Origin of the sequence: Xanthobacter tagetidis (assembly GCF_003667445.1) — a bacterium.
Taxonomy (GTDB): Bacteria; Pseudomonadota; Alphaproteobacteria; order Rhizobiales; family Xanthobacteraceae; genus Xanthobacter; species Xanthobacter tagetidis.
Map to the genome: position 1 here is coordinate 142,109 of NZ_RCTF01000008.1, position 25,201 is coordinate 167,309.

General features: G+C 69.7%; 23 protein-coding genes and 1 tRNA gene. 9 read left to right on the forward strand and 15 right to left on the reverse strand.

Translation table 11 applies throughout. The features are described from left to right. Positions 1 to 379: 379 nt before the first annotated feature. Both D9R14_RS11700 and D9R14_RS11705 read left to right on the forward strand, forming a co-directional pair. The gene (locus tag D9R14_RS11700) at positions 380 to 883 is read left to right on the forward strand and encodes a hypothetical protein (protein ID WP_121623513.1); all 504 of its coding nucleotides are present in this window, start codon (positions 380 to 382) and stop codon (positions 881 to 883) included. A 139-nt stretch (positions 884 to 1,022) separates the two neighbouring features. Beyond that, a complete protein-coding gene (locus D9R14_RS11705) occupies positions 1,023 to 1,487 on the forward strand; it encodes a hypothetical protein (protein WP_121623514.1) in 465 nt (154 codons plus the stop codon). Positions 1,488 to 1,619: 132 nt separating this feature from the next. Here D9R14_RS11705 and D9R14_RS11710 read toward each other — a convergent pair whose 3' ends face one another. From D9R14_RS11710 to urtA, 6 genes are all read right to left on the reverse strand, one after another. After that, positions 1,620 to 2,354, reverse strand: coding sequence for an urease accessory protein UreE (locus tag D9R14_RS11710; protein ID WP_121623515.1), 735 nt, complete (start codon positions 2,352 to 2,354; stop codon positions 1,620 to 1,622). A gap of 114 nt (positions 2,355 to 2,468) precedes the next feature. After that, complete coding sequence (urtE, locus tag D9R14_RS11715) at positions 2,469 to 3,164, reverse strand: urea ABC transporter ATP-binding subunit UrtE (RefSeq protein ID WP_121623516.1); 696 nt, start codon at positions 3,162 to 3,164, stop codon at positions 2,469 to 2,471. Between the two features lie 218 nt (positions 3,165 to 3,382). Then, positions 3,383 to 4,252 carry an urea ABC transporter ATP-binding protein UrtD gene (gene urtD / locus D9R14_RS11720; RefSeq protein ID WP_121623517.1) on the reverse strand — a complete coding sequence of 290 codons (870 nt, stop codon included), beginning with the start codon at positions 4,250 to 4,252 and terminating at the stop codon, positions 3,383 to 3,385. Between the two features lie 5 nt (positions 4,253 to 4,257). Continuing rightward, the gene (gene urtC, locus D9R14_RS11725; RefSeq protein ID WP_121623518.1) at positions 4,258 to 5,385 is read right to left on the reverse strand and encodes an urea ABC transporter permease subunit UrtC; all 1,128 of its coding nucleotides are present in this window, start codon (positions 5,383 to 5,385) and stop codon (positions 4,258 to 4,260) included. A gap of 415 nt (positions 5,386 to 5,800) precedes the next feature. Continuing rightward, entirely contained in the window at positions 5,801 to 7,432 is a 1,632-nt protein-coding gene (gene urtB / locus D9R14_RS11730) for an urea ABC transporter permease subunit UrtB (protein ID WP_170168588.1), read from the reverse strand. A gap of 333 nt (positions 7,433 to 7,765) precedes the next feature. Further along, the gene (urtA, locus tag D9R14_RS11735; protein ID WP_245420773.1) at positions 7,766 to 9,007 is read right to left on the reverse strand and encodes an urea ABC transporter substrate-binding protein; all 1,242 of its coding nucleotides are present in this window, start codon (positions 9,005 to 9,007) and stop codon (positions 7,766 to 7,768) included. Between the two features lie 861 nt (positions 9,008 to 9,868). On the opposite strand from urtA, the gene D9R14_RS11745 reads away from it, so the two are divergent. Then, positions 9,869 to 10,480 carry a carbonic anhydrase gene (locus D9R14_RS11745; protein ID WP_121623521.1) on the forward strand — a complete coding sequence of 204 codons (612 nt, stop codon included), beginning with the start codon at positions 9,869 to 9,871 and terminating at the stop codon, positions 10,478 to 10,480. Between the two features lie 263 nt (positions 10,481 to 10,743). Continuing rightward, the gene (gene mgtE, locus D9R14_RS11750; protein WP_121623522.1) at positions 10,744 to 12,111 is read left to right on the forward strand and encodes a magnesium transporter; all 1,368 of its coding nucleotides are present in this window, start codon (positions 10,744 to 10,746) and stop codon (positions 12,109 to 12,111) included. A gap of 29 nt (positions 12,112 to 12,140) precedes the next feature. Here the strand turns inward: mgtE and D9R14_RS11755 are convergent, their stop codons facing one another. From D9R14_RS11755 to aroC, 4 genes are all read right to left on the reverse strand, one after another. After that, positions 12,141 to 12,383: a hypothetical protein gene (locus tag D9R14_RS11755; protein WP_121623523.1), complete on the reverse strand. Its 243-nt coding sequence runs from the start codon at positions 12,381 to 12,383 to the stop codon at positions 12,141 to 12,143. Positions 12,384 to 12,591: 208 nt separating this feature from the next. Further along, positions 12,592 to 13,905 (reverse strand): 3,4-dihydroxy-2-butanone-4-phosphate synthase, encoded by a 1,314-nt coding sequence (gene ribB / locus D9R14_RS11760; RefSeq protein ID WP_121623524.1) that lies wholly within the window; start codon positions 13,903 to 13,905, stop codon positions 12,592 to 12,594. Positions 13,906 to 14,070: 165 nt separating this feature from the next. Beyond that, entirely contained in the window at positions 14,071 to 14,460 is a 390-nt protein-coding gene (locus tag D9R14_RS11765; protein ID WP_121623525.1) for a PRC-barrel domain-containing protein, read from the reverse strand. A gap of 266 nt (positions 14,461 to 14,726) precedes the next feature. Next, a complete protein-coding gene (aroC, locus tag D9R14_RS11770; protein WP_121623526.1) occupies positions 14,727 to 15,839 on the reverse strand; it encodes a chorismate synthase in 1,113 nt (370 codons plus the stop codon). A gap of 196 nt (positions 15,840 to 16,035) precedes the next feature. Between aroC and D9R14_RS11775 the strand changes: the two genes are divergently transcribed. Next, on the forward strand, positions 16,036 to 17,349 hold the full coding sequence (locus D9R14_RS11775) for a hemolysin family protein (protein ID WP_121623527.1): 1,314 nt from the start codon (positions 16,036 to 16,038) through the stop codon (positions 17,347 to 17,349). Positions 17,350 to 17,383: 34 nt separating this feature from the next. On the opposite strand, the gene D9R14_RS11780 is transcribed toward D9R14_RS11775, so the two are convergent. The 4 genes from D9R14_RS11780 to fabI all read right to left on the reverse strand — a co-directional run bounded on the left by D9R14_RS11780 (position 17,384) and on the right by fabI (position 20,383). Beyond that, complete coding sequence (locus D9R14_RS11780; RefSeq protein ID WP_121623528.1) at positions 17,384 to 18,136, reverse strand: hypothetical protein; 753 nt, start codon at positions 18,134 to 18,136, stop codon at positions 17,384 to 17,386. Positions 18,137 to 18,317: 181 nt separating this feature from the next. Next, on the reverse strand, positions 18,318 to 18,947 hold the full coding sequence (locus D9R14_RS11785; RefSeq protein WP_121623529.1) for a histidine phosphatase family protein: 630 nt from the start codon (positions 18,945 to 18,947) through the stop codon (positions 18,318 to 18,320). 37 nt (positions 18,948 to 18,984) lie between these two features. Next, complete coding sequence (locus D9R14_RS11790; protein ID WP_121623530.1) at positions 18,985 to 19,482, reverse strand: hypothetical protein; 498 nt, start codon at positions 19,480 to 19,482, stop codon at positions 18,985 to 18,987. A 73-nt stretch (positions 19,483 to 19,555) separates the two neighbouring features. After that, entirely contained in the window at positions 19,556 to 20,383 is an 828-nt protein-coding gene (gene fabI / locus D9R14_RS11795) for an enoyl-ACP reductase FabI (RefSeq protein ID WP_121623531.1), read from the reverse strand. Between the two features lie 152 nt (positions 20,384 to 20,535). On the opposite strand from fabI, the gene D9R14_RS11800 reads away from it, so the two are divergent. Together D9R14_RS11800 and D9R14_RS11805 are read left to right on the forward strand one after the other, a co-directional pair. Further along, a tRNA-Pro gene (locus tag D9R14_RS11800) sits at positions 20,536 to 20,612 on the forward strand. Positions 20,613 to 21,120: 508 nt separating this feature from the next. Beyond that, positions 21,121 to 21,951, forward strand: a complete 831-nt coding sequence (locus tag D9R14_RS11805; protein WP_245420757.1) for a DUF1194 domain-containing protein — start codon at positions 21,121 to 21,123, stop codon at positions 21,949 to 21,951. 19 nt (positions 21,952 to 21,970) lie between these two features. Here D9R14_RS11805 and fni read toward each other — a convergent pair whose 3' ends face one another. Next, entirely contained in the window at positions 21,971 to 23,020 is a 1,050-nt protein-coding gene (fni, locus tag D9R14_RS11810; protein ID WP_121623533.1) for a type 2 isopentenyl-diphosphate Delta-isomerase, read from the reverse strand. Positions 23,021 to 23,255: 235 nt separating this feature from the next. On the opposite strand from fni, the gene D9R14_RS11815 reads away from it, so the two are divergent. Continuing rightward, positions 23,256 to 24,233, forward strand: coding sequence for a polyprenyl synthetase family protein (locus D9R14_RS11815; RefSeq protein ID WP_121623534.1), 978 nt, complete (start codon positions 23,256 to 23,258; stop codon positions 24,231 to 24,233). Then, entirely contained in the window at positions 24,230 to 25,198 is a 969-nt protein-coding gene (locus D9R14_RS11820; RefSeq protein WP_121623535.1) for an ABC transporter ATP-binding protein, read from the forward strand. Before D9R14_RS11815 ends, D9R14_RS11820 begins: the two co-directional genes overlap by 4 nt. Positions 25,199 to 25,201: the final 3 nt, after the last annotated feature.

Here is a 25,201-nt window from a genome sequence, read left to right on the forward strand (position 1 = left end):
AAAAACGCGCCTCATCGCCTGGAGATGCCACGCCTGGGCCGCCTCGGCAAATCCCGGCCGGCCTCGGGCCGCACGCGCGGGGGCCGGCCGACGCGGAAGGGCGTCGCGAGGCCGACCGCGGCGTGATATGCGAAGCGGGCGGCGGCCGAAGCGGCTGCCGATTCCCGTCCGGGCATCGGCGTGCTACCACCCCCGCATGCGGACCGCCGGCTCCCGTGGGGAGGATGCCCTGGTCCGTGCCTGCGCCGCCTGCGTATTCAAACCAGGGCCGCACCAGGACCGGTCGCGTTGACCGAGCCGGCGCGCGCTTTGGCATCCAGCGGGTCCTCCGATGGAACCGGATGCGGCCAGAACCCGTTCGTCTTCGGCTGGAGACCCCATGCGCCCCGCCTTTCTTCTCGGCCTGATCCTTCTTTCGGCCTCGCTCGCCCCCGCCGCCGCAGCCCCCGCCAAGCCGGCGGGAAAGCCCCCTGCTGCCGATGCGCGCACCTGGGCCATCGTCAAGGCGGACGATTCGTTCGTGCTGCGCTACGGCCTGTCGCGCGCGCCCGATCCGCAGTTCGCGGTCGCCTGCCAGCCGGCGGCGGCCCTGCTCCAGTTCACCGTCGACGTGCCGCCGGGCCGGGTCCGGGCCGGCGACGGCGTCGCGGTCTCGCTCGCCGCCGGCAAGCGCCGCATGCAGCTTGCCGCCACGGCCTTCCGCGGCACCGGCGACCGGCTGGTGGTGGAGGCGGCGGTGACGCTGGAAGGCAACGTCCTTGACCTGTTCGCCTCGGGCGATCAGCTCACCGTGTCCATGGACGGCACAAGGGAAGCGATCCCGCTCGCCGGTGCCAAGGCCAAGCTTGCCGACTTCCGGCGCGCCTGCCTCGGCGGCTCCTGAGGCGGCGATCGCCTGTGGAGGCGTGCCCGGTCGGCACTGGTCCCGCGCGCCGCGCGCCTTAATATGCGCCTCAATGCCATTTAGACGCCGCGCGCCGGGCGCTCGCCCGCGCTGCCGTGTGCATCAGAGGAAGACACAAATGCCCCGCCTGCTTTTCCCGCTCCTCGCTCTGCTCGCCTTCACGCTGCCGGCGGCGGCCCAGCAGAAGATGACCTGGCACGCCTCGGAGACCGACCAGGGCGGCGCGCTGGTGTTCGGCGTGCCGGACACCGAGGAGGTCGCCATCTTCTTCCTGTGCGACAAGGGCTCGGAGGAGATCATCGTCCAGCCCATGATCGGCACCAAGGGCCTCGCCAAGGACGCCGCCGCCCGCGCCATCCTCACCGCCGGCTCGGTGAGCCGCACCTTCGCCGGCAAGGCGGTGGCGGACGAGGACGGCGGCGCGGTCAATGTGGAGGCCAAGGGCAAGATGGCTGACCTCAAGGCCCTGGCGAAGGGCGGCAAGCAGCTCACCATCGAGACCAAGGGCGCCAAGCGCCAGGTCACGCTCGACGGCGCCGCCGCCGCGGTGGCCCAGTTCGAGACCGCCTGCAAGGCCAAGTAGGCCGGCGGGAGTAGGCCGGCGGAGTAGCCGGCGCGAGCAGGCCGGCGGAGTAGCCGGCGCGAGCAGGCCGCCCCTTGGGCAGCTCTGCCGAAGGCGGCCGGGGCACGAACGTCGGGCGACCGGACGCTCCGCTCAGTCGTGCTTGTGCCCATGGCCGTGCCCGCCGCCGTGGGACTCATGCTTGTGATCATGGGCGTGCTCGTGGGCGTGAGCGTGTGCGGTATGGCCCTTGTCTTCTGAGTGATGCGCATGGGGGGCGTGCCCATGCTCATGGTCGTGCGCATGCCCGCACCCGCAGCCGTCGCCATGGGCGTGATGGCCATGGTCGTGGTGGTCGTGATCGTGGTGGGCGTGGCCATGGTCGTGGTGACCGTGATCGTGGTGACCATGCGCGTGATCGCCATGGTCGTGGTGCCCGTGGGCATGCGCCTCGGCCGCTTCGAAGGCGCCCTTCTCCGGGCGGAACGGGCGCCGCACCTCCCGAAGCGCCACGCCGAGACCGCGCGCCAGCTCGGCGACGGCGCCAGTGCGCGCCACATAAAGCGCGCCATCGGCGATCTCCACCGGAACATGGCTGCCGCCCAGGTGCCATGACACCTTCAGGAGACGCGCCAGGCTCGGCGACGTCACCTCCAGGAGGTCTTCCACCGCCGCCTTGACGCGCACCAGGCGGCCGTCCTCCAGCTTCACCGCATCGCCCTCGTCCAGCAGCGCCGCCTTGTCGAGGTCGAGCGCGACGGCGAGTCCGCCGGTCGTGGTGAACGCAAAGCTGCGGCCGTAGCGGGCGCGATGATCGAGGACGACCTCGTCCGCGACCCGCTCGTCCTTGACGGCGGGGCGGCGGACGACGGCGATGGCGCGGTTCATGGCATTGTCCTTCGGCAGTTCCTGGCCGGCGCGGCCGGCGGTTCGGCTTAAGGACTAGAACAGGACGCGGCGTTGCGCCATGGGCGCCCGGCCAGGCGGCTTTGCGCCGCCGCCTCAGATCGCCATCAGGCGGCGCACCTCGTCGCCGTCGAGGCCGCTCTTGTCGCCCTTCGCCACCACCTCGCCGCGCTCCATCAGGATGAAGCTGTCGGCCAGTTCCCGGGCGAACTCGAAATACTGCTCCACCAGCACGATGGCCATGTCGCCCCGGTCGCGCAGATAGGCGATGGCGCGGCCGATGTCCTTGATGATGGAGGGCTGGATGCCCTCGGTCGGCTCGTCCAGCACCAGGAGGCGCGGCCGGGTGGTCAGCGCTCGGCCGATGGCGAGCTGCTGCTGCTGGCCGCCGGAGAGGTCGCCGCCGCGCCGCTTCAGCATGGAATTGAGGACCGGGAAGAGCTGGAACACCTCCTCCGGCACGTATTTCTCCTTGGACGGCAGGCGGGCGAAGCCGGTCTCCAGGTTCTCCTTCACCGTCAGGAGCGGGAACACCTCGCGCCCCTGCGGCACGAAGCCGATGCCGAGCGCGGCGCGGTCCACCGTGGGCAGGCGGGAGATGTCCTTGCCGTCCAGCACGATCGAGCCGCCGGCGATGGGCCGCTGGCCGACGATGGCGCGCAGCAGCGAGGTCTTGCCGACGCCGTTGCGCCCGAGCACGCAGGTCACCTCGCCGGTCTTCGCCTCCACCGACACCTTCTTCAGGATCTGGGCGGCGCCGTAATAGAGGTCGAGGTTCTCGACTTTCAGCATGGCGCGCTCTCCTCGCCGCAGTGCCCGCGTGCCCCGGCCGACTGGAGCGGCAGCGCAAGGAGAGCCGGGGCCCAGCGCAAGACGTCGCCGAAGGCGGCATGACCGGAGGCTGCAGACGATCTTGCCGGCTGCGCCGCATTTTCTCCTGGACCCCGGATCGGCGCTCCGGCTGCGCCGTCGCTTGTCCGGGGAACGGCGACATGGGGACAGGCCATCCCTCACCTCCCGAGATAGACTTCGATGACGCGCTCGTTGGCGCTCACCTGGTCGAGCGAGCCTTCGGCCAGCACCGAGCCCTCGTGCAGCACCGTGACCTTCACGTCGAGGTCGCGCACGAACTGCATGTCGTGCTCCACCACCACCACGGCGCGGGTCTTGGCGATCTCCCTGAGCAGCACCGCGGTGTCCGCAGTCTCCTGGTCGGTCATGCCGGCGGCCGGCTCGTCGACCAGAAGCAGGCGCGGCTCCTGGGCCAGCAGCATGCCGATCTCCAGCCACTGCTTCTGGCCGTGGGACAGCTCGGAAGCGCTGCGCTTCCTCTGGTCGGTCATGCGGATGCGCTCCAGAAGCTCGTCCGTGCGCTCGCGCTCGAAGGGGGTGCGCTGCCAGTAGAAGTTGGAGAACGGCGCGCGGCTCTCCTTGATGGCGAGCAGCAGATTGTCCTCCACCGTGTGCATGTCGAACACGGTGGGGGTCTGGAACTTGCGGCCGATGCCGAGCTGGGCGATGGCCGCCTCGTCGAGCCGGGTGAGATCGTTGACGCCCGCGAACAAGGCGACCCCCTCATTGGGGCGCGTCTTGCCGGTGATGACGTCCATCATGGTGGTCTTGCCGGCGCCGTTGGGGCCGATGATGGCGCGCATCTCCGCCTCGTCGATGGCGAGCGACAGGGCGTTCAGCGCCCGGAAGCCGTCGAACGAGACCGTGATGTTGTCGAGATAGAGCAGCGCCGACGTGACTGCGAGCGGGTCGCGCACGCGGTTCTGCGCGCGCGCCACGTCGGCCAGCTCCGCCTCCAGCGAATAGACGCCGGGCGACTTCACCGCATAGGGGTCGGCGGAGGAGATGGGCAGATGAGGGGACGCCATGGCGCTCACTCCGCCGGCTCGGGACGGGGGACGGGCGGGGCGGCGGCGGCCTTGCGGCGCGCCCAGATGCTCGACCACAGGCCGAGCACGCCCTTGGGCAGGAACAGCGTCACCACCACGAACAGCGCGCCGAGCGCATAGAGCCAGGCCTCCGGCAGGGCGCCGGTGAACCAGGTCTTGCCGGCGTTCACGATCACCGCGCCGAGCGCCGCGCCCACCAGCGTGCCGCGCCCGCCCACCGCCACCCAGATCACCATCTCGATGGACTGGGCCGGGGCGAACTCGGAGGGGTTGATGATGCCCACCTGCGGCACGTAGAGCGCGCCGGCGACACCCGCCAGCATGGCCGACAGCACCCAGGCGACGAGCTTGTAGTTCTCCACCCGGTAGCCGAGGAACCGCGTGCGGCTCTCCGCGTCGCGCACGGCAACCAGCACCTTGCCGTATTTGGAGGTGACCACCGCCCGGCACAGCAGGTAGCCGCCGGCGAGCGCCGCCACGGTGGCGAGGAACAGCGCCATGCGGGTGGAGGCCGCCTGCACCGGGAAGCCGAGGATGTCCTTGAAGTCGGTGAGGCCGTTATTGCCGCCGAAGCCCATGTCGTTTCGGAAGAAGGCGAGCATCAGGGCGAACGTCATGGCCTGGGTGATGATGGAGAGGTAGACGCCCGTCACCCGCGAGCGGAAGGCGAACCAGCCGAACACGAAGGCGAGCGCGCCGGGCACCAGCAGCACCATGAGCATGGCGAACGGGAACATGTCGAAGCCGTGCCAGAACCAGGGCAGCTCCTTGTAGTTCAGGAACACCATGAAGTCGGGCAGCACCGGATTGCCGTAGACGCCGCGCGTGCCGATTTGGCGCATCAAATACATGCCCATGGCGTAGCCGCCGAGCGCGAAGAAGGCGCCGTGGCCGAGCGAGAGCACGCCGCAATAGCCCCACACCAGGTCCACCGACACCGCGAGCAGCGCGAAGGCGAGATACTTGCCGAGCAGCGGGATCATGTAGTCCGGCACATGGAAGGGGCTGCCGGGCGGAACCAGCAGGTTCAGCACCGGCACCAGCACCGCCACGGCGAGCAGCACCACGAGGAACACCGCCCCGGTGCGGTCGATGATGCGCACGCCGGTCATATGCGAACTCCCCTGACGGCGCGGAGAATGGCCTGCTCGACCGCGCGCGTCCCGGCCGACGGGAGCGGAGCGAAAGCGGAGCGGGAGGAGAGCCGGGACCCAGCGCAAAAGTGCGCCGAAGGCGGCTCCTTCCCGGCGACCCGATAAGATGAAGCCGCTCCGCGGGAGTCTTGCGCTGGACCCCGGCTCGGCGCTCCAGCTTCGCTGTCGCTGGTCCGGGGAACAACCGCTGCGCCCCTCGCGGTTCCGCCGCCCGGCCCCCGCGCCCCCTCACCCCCAACCCCTGTCCCACGAGGGGAGAGGGGAGAAGCAAAAGCGGCATAACCGGCGCCGGCCGAGACGTTCGCATCCCCTCTCCCCTTGTGGGAGAGGGTCAGCGTGAGGGGTGCCGCGCGGCGGGAAGGAAGCGCCGCCCTCACGATTCCACCGCCCGGCCCTTGAGCGCGAACAGGCCGCGCGGGCGCTTCTGGATGAACAGAATGATGAAGACCAAAAGCAGGATCTTGCCCAGCACCGCGCCGGCCACCGGCTCCAAGAGCTTGTTGGCGACGCCGAGGGTGAAGGCGCCCACCAGCGTGCCCCAGAGGTTCCCCACCCCACCGAACACCACCACCATGAAGCTGTCGATGATGTAGCCCTGGCCGAGGTTCGGGCTCACATTGTCGATCTGCGAGAGCGCCACCCCGGCGATGCCGGCGATGCCCGAGCCGAGGCCGAAGGTGAGCGCATCGATGCGCCCGGTGCGGATGCCCATGGCCGCCGCCATGCGCCGGTTCTGCGTCACCGCCCGCACATAGAGGCCGAGCGAGGTGCGCTTCAGGATCATCAGCAGCGCAAAGAACACCATGAGCGAGAAGACGATGATCCACAGGCGGTTGTAGGTGATGGACATCTGCCCCACCTGGAAAGCGCCGCTCATCCAGGAGGGCGCGCCCACCTCCTGGTTGGTGGGGCCGAACACGGTGCGCACCGCCTGCTGGAGGATCAGCGAGACACCCCAGGTGGCGAGCAGCGTCTCCAGCGGCCGGCCGTAGAGGAAGCGGATCACCGTGCGCTCGATGAGGATGCCCACCAGCCCGGTGAAGACGAACGCCAGCGGCAGGGCGATGGTGAGCGACCAGTCGAACAGAAAGGGCGCCGAATTGCGGATGATCTCCTGCACCACGAAGGTGGTGTAGGCGCCGAGCATGACCATCTCGCCATGGGCCATGTTGATGACGCCCATGACGCCGAATGTGATGGCGAGGCCGATGGCGGCGAGCAGCAGCACGGAGCCGAGCGAGAGGCCGTACCAGACGTTCTGAGCCGCGTTCCAGAAGGCGAGGTTGCGCTCGACCGCGGCGATGCCGGCGGTGGCCGCCGCCTTGACGGCCGCCGGCGCATCCGCCGGCACCGCGCGCAGCATGCCGAGCGATTCCTGGTCGCCGCGGGCGGCGATGCGCTTCACCGCGGCGAGGCGGTCGGCCTCCGAGGCCGCGGGCGCATTGATGAGGATGGCGGCGCGGGCGTCCTCCAAGGCCGCCTTCACGTCCGGCACCTGTTCCCTGGCGATGGCGGTGTCGAGGGTCTCCAGCGCCGCGGCATCGCGCGACTTGAACACCGCGGCGGCGGCGGCGCGGCGCTTGCCGGCGTCCGGATTGAGCAGCGAGAGCGCGCCGGAGGCCGCCTCGATGGCGCGGCGCACGCGGTTGTTGGCGCGCACCGCGGTGAGGCCGGCGGGCGGGCTGGCGACGGCGGCTCCGGTGGCCGCATCCGTCACCGCGCCGGAGGGCGCGCGGATGTACACCGCCTTGGTGGCGGGATCGAACACCAGCCGTCCCTCGCCGAGCGCCGCGACGATGGCGCCCGCCTGGTCGGAGCCGGTGGCCGAGAGCGCCGCGAGCGCGTCCGCTGTGTCGCCATAGCTGTCATTGGCGAACTTCGCGACGATGGGCGCCAGATCGGTGCCCTGCGCGCGGGCGGGGGGCACGCCGAGCGATGCCAGGGCAAGGAGCAGAACGGGGAGGACGAACGCAAGCGGGAACAGGCGGCGAAGCTGCGAAGGCATCGTCATGGGCAGCATCTTCATGGGATCTCGGGCGTCCTTGATCGCGGCGGGAGAGCTGCCGCCGGAGCGGCGGAGGGACGCGGACCTGCCGAACGGGCGCGCCCTTCCGGGGACCGAGCCCTGCCGCGCAGTGCGCGCGGCAGGGTTTCGCATCGCGCCGGCCGTGCCGGGCCCTGGATGAGCCCGGCGGCGGGCGGCCGCCGGGTGCGCCGGGCGCCGGGCGAGGCCGCGACCGGTCAGGCCGCGGCCGTCACCTGGTAACGCCACTTGGCAACGTCACCTGGCAACGTCACTGGCCGACGTCACCGGCTTGCGGCGGTCACTTGGCCGCGGTCACTTGGCCGCGGCGGCGGCGCCCAGGCACTTCTTCTGGACGGTGTCGTAGTTGCCGCAATTGTACTTCACCCAGTCGGCTTCCAGGGTCTTGGAGCCGTCGAGGAAGTCCGACCAGGCGTCGCCCGGCACCAGGTCCTTGGTCTTCCACACCACGTCGAACTGGCCGTCGCCCTTGATCTCGCCGATGAACACCGGCTTGGTGATGTGGTGGTTCGCCAGCATCTCGGAGATGCCGCCGGTGAGGTTCGCCTGCTTGATGCCGGGCAGCGCCGCGATCACCTTGTCCGGATCGGTCGTGCCGGCCTTCTCCACCGCCTTCACCCACATGTTGAAGCCGATGTAATGGGCCTCCATGGGATCGTTGGTGACGCGCTTCTTGTCCTTGGTGAAGGCGTGCCACTTCTCGATGAAGGCCTTGTTCTCGGGCGTGTCGATGGACATGAAGTAGTTCCACGCCGCGAGGTGGCCCATCAGCGGCTTGGTGTCGATGCCGGCCAGCTCTTCCTCGCCCACCGAGAACGCCACCACCGGGATGTCCGTGGCCTTCACGCCCTGGTTGGCCAGCTCCTTGTAGAACGGCACGTTGGCGTCACCGTTGATGGTGGAGACCACGGCGGTCTTCTTGCCGGCAGAGCCGAACTTCTTGATGTCGGAGACGATGGTCTGCCAGTCGGAATGGCCGAACGGCGTGTAGTTGATCATGATGTCCTCGGCCTTCACGCCGCGGGACTTCAGGTAGGCTTCGAGGATCTTGTTGGTGGTGCGCGGATAGACGTAGTCGGTGCCCGCGAGGACCCAGCGCTCGACCTTCTCGTCATTGGCGAGGTAGTCCACCGCCGGGATCGCCTGCTGGTTGGGCGCGGCGCCGGTGTAGAACACGTTGCGCTCGCTCTCCTCGCCCTCGTACTGCACCGGGTAGAAGAGGATGTTGTTCAGTTCCTTGAACACCGGCAGCACGGACTTGCGCGACACCGAGGTCCAGCAGCCGAACACCGCGGCTACCTTGTCCTTGGTGATCAGCTCGCGCGCCTTCTCGGCGAACAGCGGCCAGTTGGAGGCCGGGTCCACCACCACCGCCTCAAGCTTCTTGCCGAGGAGGCCGCCCTTCTTGTTCTGCTCTTCGATCAGCATGAGCATCGCGTCCTTCAGCGTGGTCTCGCTGATGGCCATGGTGCCCGACAACGAATGCAGGATGCCGACCTTGATGGTCTCCTGCGCCTTCGCCGCGCCGATCCCCATCGTCCCTGCGATGACGGCGGCGGCGGCCAGCGCCCCCACTCCCTTGGTCGCCTGTCCCAGCAAACCGAGCATGCGCTCTCTCCCTGTTGCGCGGCCGGGTGGAACCCAGCCCGCGGCAGAGGTGAGCAAGCCGCGTGCCAGAGGCGTGCGGCAGCGCAGCGAAACCTCCCGGCCCGCGCGCAATGCAGGCGCGGCGCGGTTGCGTCCGCCGGCTTGACGCTGCGCAAACACCATGCAGGCGCACCGGCCACGGCGGCCGAGCGCTCGGACATGCATAATTTTTCATCATTTTAGGAAGGATTGCGGCGCGTGCGTGGGTTTCTTGGGCAAACGTAAGCGCTGAATTGTGTGCAATCGCCCTCGATCTAGTCGGGCCGCACGCACTTCAGCCACCATTGCACCGTCTCCCGCACCGCGTGACGGTTGCACCTACAGGGGTGAGCAGGCCGGGACATCCGGCACTGCACCCCTGGCGGCTTGCCTATAATTAAGGCACGCGAGCGCAGAAGCGGCGCTGCGCGCCACCCTCTCCCGCCCGCGGCCTCCGACTCACAGCACGTTGAACAGATAGAGCAGAACGATCACGGAAAGAGGAACGCCCATGATCCACAAGAGCAGTCCGCGCATGTGTCTTCCTCCTGAAACATGATGCTGTCTGAACGCTCCGACTTTTCCGGCCGTTCCGGCCCAGAAGAGAAAGAAATAGGCGCGCCGTGGGGAACCACTTCGCGACGTGCCCGCCGGCGCGCGCCCTATGGTACGGCGCCTTCTGGCGGCCCGCCGGGGCCGGGGCCCCCTTCCCGCTTGACGCCGGCAAAAAACTCGCCTTTCCCTGCTGCGCCGCAAAACGAGGGGACGCCCGTGGACGATCTGATCTCCGGCTACAGACGGTTTCGCGAACTGGCCTGGCCCGAGCGCAAGCAGACGTTCGAGCGCCTCGCCGCACGCGGGCAGAACCCGCAGACTATGGTGATCGCCTGCTCCGACAGCCGCGTCGATCCGCAGATGATCTTCGATGCCGGCCCCGGCGAGATGTTCATCGTGCGCAATGTCGCGAACCTCGTGCCGCCCTATCTGCCGGACGCCAACTATCACGGCACCTCGGCGGCCATCGAGTTCGCGGTCCGGGTGCTCAAGGTGAACCACCTCGTGGTGCTCGGCCACGCGCAGTGCGGCGGCGTGACCGCGCTGCTCGACGGCGCGCCTCCCGGGGCCGAGGACTTCGTCGCCGACTGGATGAAGATCGCCGAGCCGGCGCGGCGGCTGGCGCAGGAGGCGAACCTGCCGCCGCAGGAGCGCCAGCGCTTCTGCGAGCACTGTTGCGTCAAGCTCTCGCTCCACAATCTCGGCAGCTTCCCCTGGGTCGCCGAGCGCGTGGACGAGGGCTCGCTGGTGCTGCACGGCGCCTATTTCGGCGTCGCCACCGGACGGCTCGAACTGCTCGGGCCGGATGGCGAATTCAGCGCGGTTTGAGCGCGACGCCGTCGCCCGACCGGTGTAAGGGAGCCCGGTCGGCCTCCCGCGCCGGCCGCCGCGGCCGCTTCCCCCCCGGGGGAGCGGCCCGGACCGGCTGCGGGTCGCTGCGTTAATCCTGTCATGACCTTGGGACATATCAACCTGGACCTTCACCATCCCGAATGCCGGGAGGGAAGCGTCAGGGGCTGAGACGCAACCGGCCGCGCGGATCGCGCCCGGCCGGCCGAACGCGGCCGTACAGGCGACGAGGGAGAGCCGAGATGAACGTCGACCGGATCCTCCAGGGCACCGAGCCTTCCGCCCTTGTGTCCCGCCTCGGCCGCGAGCACGTCGCCGACATCGTCGAATTCCTCAACAGCAAGAGCGTCGAGGAAGCGACCGAGATCATCGCCCACATGCCGCTGGCCTGGGGCGTCGAGGTGCTGGACCAGCCGCCCTTCCGCAACGCCTGCGAGGTGATCGAGGCGCTGCCGGAAGACAAGGCCGCGGCCTTCCTCGAAGGCATGTCGTCCGACCGTGTGGCGGACGTGCTGCGCTGGATCGAGGAGCCGAAGAAGTCCGCCCTGCGCGAAGCGCTGCCGCAGGATGTCCGCGCGGCCATCGATCACCTGCTCACCTATCCGGAAAACACCGCCGGCGCACTCATGACCACCGAGTTCGTCTCGGTGCCTTCGGACTGGAGCGTGAAGCAGACCCTCGACCATATCCGCGAGGTGGAGCGCACCCGCGAGACCGTCTACGCCATCTTCGTGCTCCACCCGGCCAGCCGGCGCCTGACCAACGTGGTCACGCTGCGCCGCCTGATCTTCGGCGGCCCGGACGACGGCATCCTGACCGTGGCGCAGCCCTACGCCCCGATCACGGTCGCCCCCAACGCCGACAGCGAGGACGTGGCGCGCACCATCCGCAAGTACGATCTCCTGGCCGTTCCCGTGGTGGACACCACCGGCCACATCCTGGGAATCGTGACCGTGGACGACGTGATCGATTCCATCATCACGGAGCAGACCGAAGAAGTGCAGCGCATGGGCGGCATGGAGGCCATCGACGCGCCCTACCTCGACATCGGCTTCTTCCAGATGATCAAGAAGCGCGCCGGCTGGCTGTGCGTTCTGTTCCTGTCCGAAATGCTCACCACCTCGGCCATGCAGGTGTTCTCGGACGAACTGGAGAAGGCGATCGTGCTCGCCCTCTTCATCCCCCTCGTCATGAGCTCGGGCGGAAATTCGGGCTCGCAGGCCACCTCGCTCATCATCCGCGCGCTGGCGCTGCAGGAGGTGCGGCTTCGCGACTGGTGGCGCGTGGCGGTGCGCGAACTGCCCACCGGAATCGTGCTCGGCGCGATCCTCGGCGTCATCGGCGTCATCCGCATCGCCGTGTGGCAGGAGGCAGGCATCTTCGACTATGGCGAATACTGGAAGCTGCTCGCCGTCACCATCGGCGCGGCGCTGATCGGCATCGTGACCTTCGGCTCAATGGCCGGCTCGCTGCTGCCGTTCGCGCTGAAGCGGCTCGGCTTCGATCCCGCCACCGCCTCGGCGCCGTTCATCGCCACCCTGGTCGACGTCACCGGGATCGTCATCTACTTCTCGGTGGCGTGGCTGTTCCTTCACGGCACCATCCTGTGAGGCGGCCGATCCTGTGACGCCGGGGCGCCTCAGGCGAGCCGGCGCTCGGCGATGAAGCGCATCAGCGCGCCATAGCCTCCCTCCCCTTCCGCCGGCGCATCGCGGGCCTCGCTCGCGAGGTCCTCCGGCGGGATGTGGAAGCCGCGCGCGGCGAGGAAGTCGAGCGCCTCGCGCGGATCGGCAAACCCGTCCACCGCCTGTTCCAGCACCTCGGAGAGGCCGGTATTGCCGGAGGCATCCGCCTTCAGGCGGTCGAGGTCCGATTGGCTCATCCTGCGTCTCCCTGCTTGGGCCAGCCTCAAGGGAAACGGTGGCGCGGCCGGGAGGGTTCCCACGCCGCCGCGACGCCGCATTATTCCTCCGTCCGGGGCGGAGCGGACGCGGCGATGGCTTCACCGGTTGTCCGAGGCCGGGAACACGGCGCGGTTTCCCGCAGCCGGCTCACAGGGGCCTCGGTCGGCAGGTTTCCCCGCGAAGGCGTCAGGCCTCCAGCGTCTCGGTCTCGATGATCTCGATGCCGAAGCCGGCGAGGCCCACATAGGTGCGCGCCTTGGAGGCGAGCAGGCGGATGGACTGGATGCCGAGGTCGCGCAGTATCTGCGCGCCGAGCCCCACCTCGCGCCACTGGCGATCGCGCGCCACCTCGCTGGCGCTTTTCTCGCCCGCGCCCATCGCCGTGACCGGGACGCCGCTGGTGCCGTCGCGCAGATAGACCAGCACGCCGCGGCCCTCCTCGCGGATGCGCTCCAGCGACTTCTGGATCACCTTGCCGCCGGTGAACACGTCGGTGATGGGGTCGGCGCGGTGCAGGCGCACCAGCACCTTCTCGCCGTCGCCGATGCGCCCGTGCACCAGAGCGAGGTGGTTCACCGCGTCGAACGGGGTGACGTAGGAGAAGCCGTGCAGCTCGCCGATGGAGGTGGGCACCGGGAAGTCGGCAGCGCGCGTCACCAGCTTCTCGCGCGCCTGGCGGTAGGCGATGAGATCGGCCACAGAGATGCGCAGCAGGTTGTGCTTCTCGGCGAAGGCGGCTACCTGCGGCCCGCGCTGGACCGTGCCGTCGTCGTTCACGAGTTCGGCGATCACGCCCACCGGCGGCACGCCGGAGAGCCGGCACAGGTCCACCGCCGCCTCGGTGTGGCCGGAGCGGATCAGCACCCCGCCCTCCTTGGCGATGAGCGGGAAGACGTGGCCCGGCCGCACGAAGTCGGCGGCGCCCATGTTGGGATTGGCGAGCGCACGCACGGTGTTGGTGCGCTCCTCGGCGGAGATGCCGGTGGTGGTGCCGTGCCTGAGGTCCACCGAGATGGTGAAGGCGGTGCCCATGGGCGCGTCGTTGTTCGACACCATGGGGTCGAGCCGCAGGCGCCGCGCCTCGGAGGGCGGCAGCGGCGTGCAGACGATGCCCGAGGTGTTGCGGATGATGAAGGCCATCTTCTCCGGCGTCGCCAGCGAGGCGGCGACGATGAGGTCGCCCTCGTTCTCCCGGTCGTCGTCGTCGGTGACGACGATGATCTCGCCGCGGGCGAAGGCTTCGATGGCGGACTGGACGCGGGCCTGGGTGGTGTCGGTCACGGGCAAACCTCGGATGAGCGGCGGCACGGATACGCCGAGGAAGTCGTTGGGCGTCACCTGGTGGCCGGTGGCCTCGGCGATCTTCTCGGCGGTCTCGCGGGAGATCCAGGCGCGGTCGTCGTTGCACAGCGCCGTGACGGAGGCAGGCGAAAGCCCCACCTGCCGCGCAAAGGCGCTGCGCTTGGTGCCGGTCGCCGTGAGCCAGTCCGCGAGCTTCATGCCGGCACCATAACCGGGCCGATTTTCAGTGACAATGAAATTTCAAATGCGTTCGGTATGAATAAAATTCATTGGAAGGCGTTGAAAAGAAAGGCCCACGCAAAAAAAGGCGGAGCCGGGCCAAGGCCCGCTCCGCCCTTGCGATCCCACCGTGGCGGGTCGCACTCACATCACGGAGCGCCAGTAGGGCGGCACGCCGTAATAATCGTGGATGCGCTGGCCGTTCTCGGCCGACCAGTCATACTCCTCGTCGGCGCGATACTTGGGCGCGTTCTCCACCTGCTCCTTGCTGATGGAGACGCGGAAGCCGCCGAGGCCCTCGTCATAGGTGAGCATGGACCACGGCACGGGATAGTAATCGGTGCCGATGCCCAGGAAGCCGCCGAAGCTCAGCACGGCATAGGAGACGCGGCCGCTCTCCTTCTCCAGGATCAGGCGCTCCACCGAGCCGATATGCTCGCCGCGCGGGTCATAGACCGAGGTGCCCACCACCATGTCGCTGGCGACGAGGGTATGGGTCTCCTTGATGTTCGGGTCGCGCACGTCGGTATGCATGAAGATGTCTCCTCCGTGAATGATTGCCATGCGGAGAAAACGGGAAGGAGGCGTCCGCGTTCCCATCGTGGAGCGAAATGTTGCGGCCGCGCCGGAGCTTGCGGTTGATAAAAGGAACAGGCGGCCTGAGTGCATGATCTCTTCACCGCCTTCGTCCTCGGCTATCATGGCTGCCATCAAGCTGTGGCCGAGGCATTGCTTGCGATCCGATCAAATTGAATCAATTTGATCGGTGAATCGCCCTCTAACTCAATGTTAGAGCGCGCTCAGCCCTCGAACGGCCACCGCACGAAGCCGCCCACCTGGCCGCGATGGCGCAGCAGGTGGTCGGCGAGGACGCACCACATCATCGCCTCGCCCACCGGCACCGCCCGGATGCCGACGCACGGGTCGTGGCGGCCCTTGGTGGCGATCTCGGTCTCATGGCCCAGCCGGTCCACCGTGCGGCGCGGCGTGAGGATGGAGGAGGTGGGCTTCACGGCGAAGCGCACCACCACCGGCGCGCCGGTGGAGATGCCGCCGAGGATGCCGCCCGCATGGTTGGAGAGGAAATGCGGGCGCCCCTCATTGCCGAGGCGCATCTCGTCGGCATTGGCCTCGCCGGTGAGCCGGGCGGTGGCGAAGCCGTCGCCGATCTCCACGCCCTTCACAGCGTTGATGCTCATCATGGCGCTCGCGAGGTCCGCATCGAGCTTGCCGTAGACCGGGGCGCCGAGGCCGGCGGGCACGTCTTCGGCCACCACCTCCACCACCGCGCCGATGGACGAGCCGGCCTTGCGGATGCGGTCGAGCTCGGCCTCCCACAGCGGCACCGTGCCGGCATCGGGGCAGAAGAAGGGATTGTTCGGCACCTCGTCCCAGTCCCAGCGCGCGCGGTCCACCGCGATGTCGCCGATCTGCACCAGCGCACCGCGCACCGTGGCACCGGGCAGCACCTTGGCCGCCACCGCGCCGGCCGCGACCCGCGCCGCGGTCTCGCGCGCCGAGGAGCGGCCGCCGCCGCGATGGTCCCTCAGGCCGTATTTGATGTCGTAGGCGAAATCCGCATGGCCCGGCCGGTAGGCGCCGGCGATGGCGGCATAGTCCTTCGAGCGCTGGTCCACGTTCTCGATCAAGAGCGCGATCGGCGTGCCGGTGGAGACGAGGCCGCCCTCCGGGTGGTCGACGACGCCCGAAAGCACCTTCACCTCATCCGGCTCGCGGCGCTGGGTGGTGAAGCGCGACTGTCCCGGCCGGCGCCTGTCGAGCGCCCCCTGGATGTCCTCGCGGGTGAAGCGCACGCCGGGCGGGCAGCCGTCCACCACGCAGCCGAGGGCCACCCCGTGGCTCTCGCCGAAGGTGGTGAAGCGGAACATCTGGCCGAAGGTGTTGAACGACATGGCGGACCCGATCCCGTGACGCTGGCTCAATAGGACGTGGCGCGCGCCCATGCAAACCGGCGGGGCGGCAGGCTTGTCCGGCCGGCCGCCGATCGCCCGCCGCCGTGCCTCCGCTACCATTCGTCTATCCGGCCCATCGCGCGGAAGCCTCGGTCTGTGCTATGGAGAGCGCTGACGGAGACCAATTTCCCCCGCCATGCCTTTTCTCGAAATCCTCATCGTTCTCGTCCTGGTGTTGCTGAACGCCGTCCTCGCCGCCGCGGAACTGTCCATCGTCTCATCCCGGCCGGCCCGCCTGAAGTCCATGGCGGAGAAGGGGAAGAAAGGCGCGCGCGCAGCCCTACAGCTGGCCGCCGACCCGGGCCGGTTCCTGTCCACGGTGCAGATCGGCATCACCCTCATCGGCATCCTGGCCGGCGCCTTCTCGGGCGCGAGCCTCGGCGCCCAGCTCGGCGATGCGCTGCGCGATGCCGGCATGCCCGCCGGCTTTGCCGCGCCGGTGGGCTATGCCGTGGTGGTGGCCGCCATCACCTATGTCTCGCTGATCGTCGGCGAGCTGGTGCCCAAGCGCATGGCACTGCAGAATCCCGAGCCGCTCGCCTGCATGGTCGCGCCGCTGATGGTGACGCTCTCCAAGGTATCGGCGCCCGCGGTCTGGCTGCTCGACGCCTCGACGCGCCTGTCGCTGCGCCTGCTGGGCGCCGGCAGCCATCGCTCCAGCGGCGTCACCGACGAGGAGATCCGCGCCATCATCACCGAGGCGGAGTCGGCCGGCGTGATCGACCCCGCCGAGCGGCGCATGATCTCGGGCGTGATGCGCCTCGCCGACCGGCCCGTGACCGCGATCATGACCCCGCGCCCGGACGTGGAGTGGGTGGACATCTCCCGGCCCGCCGACGAGGTGCGCGCCGAGCTGCTGGAGACGCCGCACAGCCGCCTGCCCGCCTGCGAGGGCTCGCCGGAGGAGACCATCGGCGTGATCCAGGCCAAGCGCCTGCTCAATGCCTATCTGAAGGGCGAGACGCCGGATCCGCGCAATTTCGTCGAGACCGTGCCGTTCCTGGTGGAGGGGATGGGCGCGCTGGAGGCCATGCGCGTGCTGCGCGGCGCCGAGGTGCCCATGGGCATCGTAGTGGACGAGTATGGCGACATGGCCGGCATCGTCACCGGCTACGACCTTCTGGCCGCCATAACCGGCTCGGTCGCCAGCGAGACCCATGTGGCGCGCAACATCGTCGAGCGGCAGGACGGCTCGTTCCTGGTGGCGGGCGACACGCCCATCGACGAACTGCGCGAACTGCTCGACGTGGACCTGCCGCTGGAAGAGGGCTTCCACACCGTCGCCGGCTTCGCGCTCTCGCGCATGAAGGAGCTGCCGGAGGAGGGCGCGGTGTTCGACGCGCTCGGCTGGCGCTTCGAGATCGTCGACATGGACGGGCGGCGCATCGACAAGGTGCTGGTGGCGCGCCCGCGCATCCTGCACCGGCTGAAGGTGACCGGGGACGCCTGAGGCCGCCTTCCCCTGGCCCCAGCTTGCGCGGCCCTCAGTTGCGCCGCGACAGCGAGCGCAGGAAGCCCTGATATTCGTCGGTAAGCTCCATGTCGACGCCGGGCGCCATGCGCAGCAGGAGGTTGGCGACGAAGGGCTCGTCGTTGCGGGTGTCGGCGAGCACCTCGCGCAGCACCGGCAGGTTGTCCTCGATATGGGCGAGGAAGGAGACGCCCTTCTCCTCCGTCTCGCTCCAGCGCGCGCGGGTCCACAGCGCCAGCGGGTACATGACCTCGTGCACGAAGTTGGACTTGCGCGCCTTCTCGAAGAAGCGCAGGCCCGTGCTCCAATTCTCGCGCGCGCGCATGGGCGGCGGAGGAATGTCGCCGGAGAGCATCTTCCGGCCGGCCTGGCCGACGAAGTCGTCGAGCGTGGTCGGGGCCTCGATCGCGGCGCGGAAGTGCCAGAGGCCGAAGGCGCCGGGGAAGTCCGGACCGAAGCGGTCCTTCAGCACCTCTTCCACCTGGTCCACCGCCGCGCTCTCGCCCTTCAGCGCCGCGGTCATGCAGAAGGCGAACACCGCATCGTTGCCCACGTCGTGGACGATGCCGCCCTTCATCTGCGCTGGCGTGAGGGCGGGCGTCCGCCCGTCCGCCGGCATCTCGGCGTCACCCGCGCGCAGCGCCGAGATGAAGGCGGTGATCTCCAGCCAGCCCATGTAGTGGGAGAGAAACGCGCCGGGGTCCACATGGACGATGGCGAGGTTGAGGGGAACCTTGCGGTTCCGAAGTTCCGTCATGTCGGTCATGGCGTGTCCCGAAGCCCACGAATCTGCCGCCGCGGGCGCCGGAAGCGTCGCCTTCGCGACAACGCCGGCGCCCTTGGGGGACACGGAGCAAGAGGAGTGCCAGCGGCGCCCGCCCGTCGCCCTGCGGCTTGACCGGAGGGCCCATGGCCCGGGCCGCACGGCAGGGATCAGGGTCGAACGTTCAATCCGCGACCTTGAACACGCCGCCGGCCACCACATAGACCGCGCCCTGGCGCACCGGCAGCAGGGCCGCCTCGCCCTCGGGCATGCCGGCGAGCACGTGGAGCGCGGCGCGCACCACGCCGCCATGGGTGACGATCACAGCATCGCCCGGCAAATCGGCGATGGCCTTCTCGACCCGGGCGCACAGATCGAGGTAGCTCTCCCCGCCCGGCGGCTGGAAGCGCCAGGGATCGAGGTCGCGCCGGCGCACGCCGTCATGATCGCGGCGGCGCAGCTCCGGCCAGGTCTGGCCCTCCCAGCGGCCGAAGGAGATTTCCGCGAGACGGATGTCGCTGGCGAAGGTGCTGGCCGGCAGATCGAGGGTGGTGCGCAGGATGCGCATGGTCTCCGCCGCGCGCGAAAGCGGGCTCGACACATAGTGGACGCCCGCGACGTCGCCCACCAGCTGGTTCAGCACCCGCCCCACCTGCGCCGCCTGGATGCGGCCGAGCGCATTCAGCGGCACGTCGCGCCGGCCCTGGAGGCGGCCGGCCACGTTCCAGTCGGTCTCGCCGTGGCGCACGAAGAAGAGGCGGCGGCCCGGGCCGGTGTCGGGAGCGCCGGCAGGCGCGGAGGGGGCCGCGCTCATGACGCGTCTGCCGCAGGCAAGGCGCGCCGCCCGGCCGTCACCGGCCGGAGACCGGAACCACGTGGTCGTACCACGCGCCCATGGTGGGATAGGTGACGCGCAGGACCACCTTGTCGCCCGGCGCGGCCGGCCCCTTGTAGCGCACGACCACGCCCTTCATCGCGCGCCCCATGCAGGGGTTCATGGCGCCGCCGTCGCGGCCGGTGGCCACGAAGGCCCCGTAGCCCATGGTGACGCGCCCGCGCGCGGGAGCCGAGAGCACCTGGATGGTGGGCACCTGGGTCTGCTGGCAATTGTAGTCGGTGGTGCCGGCGGCGAAGATGGCGCCCTTGGTGCCGGCACCGTTGCCGGTCACGTAGGTGATGCCGGAATAGCTCGGCGTCACATAGTCCGGGAAGAAGGCGCCGCCCGGGCCGAACACGCGCTCGCGCAGGGGATATTCCTGCAGCGTCGGCAGGCTCTGGGCCGCCGCACCGGTGGCGGAGGCGGCGCAGAGCGCGAGAATGGCGAAGGCTCGGCGGCAGGCTACCAGCATGATCGATCTCCTCATCGCACACCCTGCAACAGGGGCGCCCGGCGGCGGGGTCCGGCCGTCGCGCGGCGGCCGATCAGTCGCGCACCAGAGCGAGGTCCGGCGCGTCGGGGTGCTTCATGCCGACGATATGGTATCCGGCGTCCACATGGTGCACCTCTCCGGTCACACCGCGTGACAAATCGGACAGGAGATAGACGCCCGTGTCGCCCACCTCGTCGGTGGTGACGGTGCGGCGCAGCGGCGTGTTCAGCTCGTTCCACTTCAGGATGTAGCGGAAATCGCCGATGCCGGAGGCGGCCAGCGTCTTGATGGGGCCGGCGGAGATGGCGTTGACGCGGATCGCCTTGGGGCCGAGGTCGGCGGCGAGATAGCGCACCGACGATTCCAGGGCGGACTTGGCGACGCCCATCACGTTGTAGTGGGGCATCCACTTCTCGGCGCCGTAATAGGTCAGCGTCAGAAGCGAGCCGCCGTTCGGCATCAGCTTCTCCGCCCGCTGGGCGATGGCGGTGAACGAGAAGCAGGAAATCAGCATGGTCTTGGAGAAATTGTCGGCGGTCGTGTCCACGTAGCGCCCGTCCAGCTCGTCCTTGTTGGAGAAGGCTATGCAGTGGACGACGAAGTCGAGGGTGCCGAACAGCTTCTCCGTCTCGGCGAAGACCGCGTCCATGGTCTCCGGCTCGGTCACGTCGCAATGGCCGACCAGCGCCCCGCCGAGCTCGGCGGCCAGCGGCTCGACCCGCTTCTTCAGCGCCTCGCCCTGGTAGGTGAGGGCGATGTCGGCGCCGTGCGCGCGCACCTGCCTGGCGATGCCGTAGGCGATGGACCGGTTATTGGCGACGCCCAGAATCAGCCCGCGCTTGCCCTTCATGAGACCGCTCGCGAAACCGTCCGTCGCCATGTGCCTGCACTCCGAAATCCCAAGGCATTGACGCCGCGCGGCGGGCCGGCGGCGGGCTTCCTATGGCATGGGGCCATCCACCGTTCAAGCGAAGCTGCGTCAGAAGCCCTTGCTTCGGTGAAGGGGCGCGTGCTAGAGGCAGCCGCCTGGATCGGAGTGTAGCGCAGTCTGGTAGCGCACCACGTTCGGGACGTGGGGGTCGCAGGTTCAAATCCTGCCACTCCGACCAATCTGGCTTTTGAGCCATCGGCTCTTGGAGAGCCGCCTACCCCACAATGTCCCCCCTTAGTTGCCGCGCCCGCGGCGGCGCGTTCCGCCGAAAGGCGCCGCTTTGCGATGCCGGGGCACGATCATCGAGATCGGCCGCGCTCCGGGCGGCGGCCCCGAATCGCCGGCGCGAATCGCCGGATGCCTGACCGCGCCCTGTCGCTCAGACGGCGAATCGTGTCCGGCGACCTCAGGTTTAGCCGCAGCGCCGGATCGCCTTACGCGGGCACCGTCAGGGGCGACGGTCACGATTTTCTGCACTGCTTTATTTTTGTGCAGCGCCGCATCTCCCAACGTCTTGTGACGAAACGACGACACGCCGCGGCGGCGCGGGCCGGCGCAGCGATGCCGCGCCGCCACGCTGGGGCTGAAAACAAAAGAGGCGGCTAACCGCTTTGTCGGCCCCCCGGTTGGTGAGACCATCTTCGCGACGCGATGTCGCGCCTTTCCGGAATGGAAGGGAGAAAGGAATGTCTCAGGCCAACACACTCATGGGCGCCCTCGCGGCCGGCGCATGTCTGGCGGGCGCCCTGCTCCAGGGTCCGGCGCAGGCGGCCTCGCCCCGAGACATGGAGGTGGACGTCGAACTGGTCCTCGCCGTGGACGTCTCCTACTCGATGGACGTGGAGGAGCAGGCGCTCCAGCGCGAGGGCTATGCCAGCGCCCTCACCTCCCGCGAATTCCTCGACGCCCTGCGCCAGGGCCTCAACGGGCGCATCGCCGTCGCCTACATCGAATGGGCCGGCGAGAACGAGCAGCAGATCGTCGTCAACTGGCGGGTGATCGATGGGCCCGACACCGCCCGGACCTATGCGGAGGCGATCCGTGCCGCGCCGCTGCGGCGGGTCTACCGGACCTCCATTTCCGGCGCCTTGCTCTACAGCGCCGACCAGTTCGACCTCAACGGCTATGCCGGCGTGCGCCGGGTGATCGACGTGTCGGGCGACGGTGTGAACAACCAGGGGCCGCCGGTCGCCATGGCGCGCGATGCGGTGGTGCAGCGCGGCATCACGGTAAACGGGCTGCCGCTGCTGCTGAAGCGTTCGGCCTCCTCCGCCATCGATATTCCCGAGCTCGACCTCTACTACGAGGACTGCGTCATCGGCGGCCCGGGGGCGTTCGTCATTCCGGTGCAGCACCGGGAGGAGTTCGCCCGCGCCATCAAGACCAAGCTGGTTCTGGAGGTGGCGGGCGTCCAGGTTCCCGACGCGGCGGGACCGATCCGGCGGGTGGCGGACAAGGCCCCGCGCATCTCCTGCACCATCGGCGAGAAGATCTGGCTGGAGCACTGGAGCAACTGAGCCGGCCGGCGGCGCCCGTTCAGGGTTCCGCCCGCTCCAGCGGCACGTGCCGCAGTGCCGCGAGATCGCGCGCGCCGGTGGCGAAGCAGGCGACCTTGAGCTGGCGGATGACGATGTCGAAATGATCCACCACCGCCTCGGTGGAGGTCAGCGCCGCCTCCAGGGTGCCGGCCGCCTGCGCCGCGAGGTCCGCGCCGAGGCGGATGGCCTTGGCCATGTCGACGCCGTGGCGCACGCCGCCGGAGGCGATCAGCGGAATATCCGGGCAGGCGCCGCGCACCGCCGTGAGCGAGGCCACGGTGGGGATGCCCCAGTCGGCGAACGCCTCCGCCACGCGCTTCGAGGCGCCGATGCCGCGCTCGCCTTCCACCAGCGCCCAGTTGGTGCCACCGGCCCCGGCCACGTCGAGCGCCGCGACGCCGGCATCGGCGAGCGCCCGCGCCACTGCGCCGGACAGGCCGAATCCCACCTCCTTGGCGATCACCGGCACCGCCAGCGCCCGCGTCAGCGCGGCGATGGCCTTGAGCGCGCCGCGCCAGTCGCGGTCGCCCTCCGGCTGGATCGCCTCCTGGAGCGGGTTGAGGTGCAGGATCAGCCCATCGGCGCCGATCATCTCCACCGCCCGCCGCGCCTCGTCGACCCCGTAGCCCTTGACGAACTGGGCGACGCCGAGATTGGCGTAGAGCGCCGCGTCCGGCGCCCGCCGCCTGAGGTCGCGCGTCAGCCCCGCCGCCCCCTGGCGCTCGATGGCGATGCGCTGCGAGCCGACGCCGAGCGCGAGGCCGAGCGCCTGCGCCGCCTCGGCAAGGTGGATGTTGATCCGCTCGGACTGGGCCGGCCCGCCGGTCATGGACGAGATCAGCACTGGCGCCTTCAGCCTGCGGCCGAGGAAGGTGGCGCAGAGGTCCACCTCGTCCAGCGCGATTTCCGGCAGCGCGCAATGGGCGAGCCGCACCGCGTCGAACCCGGCCGGAACGCGTGAGCGGGCGCGGGCGCCGTCGAGCACGATGTCGATATGGTCCTGCTTGCGCTTCTGCGCGTCCGCGCCCTCCTCGTTCCGATTGCTCATGGCAGGTGGCGATCTCCGAAGGCTTGCAGAGGCATGGCGGCGGCGTTCCGGATCGATTTGATATCTCTGGCGACGGCCCGCCATGCGGCACGGGCTGTGCCCGGAAGGCCACGCTGCGACATCCGCGTGCGCCCGCCCCTAGCATCAATGTCTAGGGGGTGATCTAAAGGCATTCAAGACAACGTATTGTTCGGACATCTGACTTCGGCCGGGCGCCAAAGAGGGGCGAGCGTTCATGAGCCATAATGGAAGCCGGGATGCGCTGCCTGCACACCCGGTGGAGGAGACGCCGGCTGCGGAGCAGGCCGAGGGCCTCGTCCTGCGCTCGCGGGACCTGTCCTATCTGCGCGCGGTGATCGAGCGCCGGCTGGGCCTGCTCGTGCCCACCGGCGCGGCCCATCCCGCGGTGCTGCACGCCGCCATGCGCCACATATTGCTGGCGCCCGGCAAGCGCCTGCGCCCGCTGCTGGCGATCGCCGGCGTGCTCCAGCTCGACGGATCCGAGCAGCAGGTGCTCGATTTCGGCTGCGCGCTGGAAATGGTGCATGCCTCGTCCCTCATCATGGACGACCTGCCGTGCATGGACGACGCGGCGGTGCGCCGCTCGCAGCCCACCACCCATGTGCAGTACGGCGAGGACGTGGCCATGCTCGCCGCCGTCGCTTTGCTCTCGCGCGCCTTCGGGGTCGCGGGCGCGGCGCCGGGCGTGCCGGACCGCGTGCGGCTCGACGCGGTGGCGGTGCTGTCGCTGTCGGTGGGCTCGCTCGGCCTGTGCGGCGGCCAGTTCGACGACCTCCACCCCACCCCCGGCCGCACCGTCGCCGCCACCGAGGACGTGAACCGCCGCAAGACCGGCGTCCTGTTCACCGCCGCGGCCGAGATCGCCGGCCACGTGGCGGGCGCGGACGAGGCGCAGGCCGGGCACCTGCGCGCCTTCGCCTCCCATGTGGGGCGCGCCTACCAGATCCTCGACGACATCCTCGATGCCTCCGCCTCCGCCGCGGCGCTGGGCAAGGACGTGGGCAAGGACGCCCACAAGGTCACCGTCATCGCCTCCCTCGGCGCCCCGCGGGCGCGCAAGCTGCTCGGCGAGCACTTGGCGGGGGCGCTCCAAGCCTCTAAAGACCTCGGACCCAACCGGGAGGGCCAGGAGCCTCTGCGCGATTTCATGGATGCCGCCTTCGGTGAACTGATGGGGCCGCTGGCGCCGTGAGCGCCGGGCTCCTTGACGAGACCCGCCGAACCGAACGTACCGAAGCCCCGCCCCTCCTGATCGAGGGCCTCAGCGCGGGCTTCGGCGCGCGCATGGTGCTGTCCGGCGTGAGCCTCGCCCTGGCGGCCGGGTCCGCCACCGTGCTGCTCGGCCCCAACGGCGCCGGCAAGACCACGCTGCTGCGCGCCGTGTGCGGCCGCCTCGCGGCACGCGCGGGCGCGGTGCGCATCTGCGGCATCCCGGCCGAGGACCCCGCCGCCCGCCGCCTGATCGGCCTCGCGCCGCAGGAGATCGCGCTCTACCGGCCGCTGACCATCCGCGAGAACCTGGAGACCTTCGGCCGCCTCGCCGGCGTGCCGTGGCGCGGCCTCTCCGCCCGCGTCAACGAGGTGATGGCGCGCGCCGGCATCGACGCACGCGCCGGCGAGCGCATCGACCGGCTCTCCGGCGGCTGGCAGCGGCGCGTCAATGTGGCCGCCGCCTTGGTGGGCGCGCCGCGCCTGCTGGTGCTGGACGAGCCGACGGTCGGCATCGACGCCCACGCCCGCGAGGACCTCGCCGGCCTGGTGCAGCGCCTTGCCGCCGACGGGCTCGCCATCCTGCTCGTCACCCACGACTTCGCCTTCGCCGAGCGGGTGGCGAACCGCGCCGCGATCCTCAAGGCGGGCCGCATCGTGCTGGAAGGCCCGCTGGGCGACCTTCTCGCCGAACGGTTCCGGGGCCGGCGCGTGGCCGAAGTCACCTTCGCCGCCGCGCCCGATGCCACCCGCGCCGCGGCGCTCGCCGGGCTCGGGTTGGCGCCAGGCGAGGAGCCGACCGCCTTTTCCGGCCTGATCGCCGACGACCCGCATGCGGTGGCCGCCCTGATCGCGGCGCTGGAGGCGCTCGGCGCGGCGCCCCGCACCCTCGCGCTCAAGGCGGCGGGGCTCGACGCGCTCTACGCCCACGCCGTGCGGGAGGACTGAGGC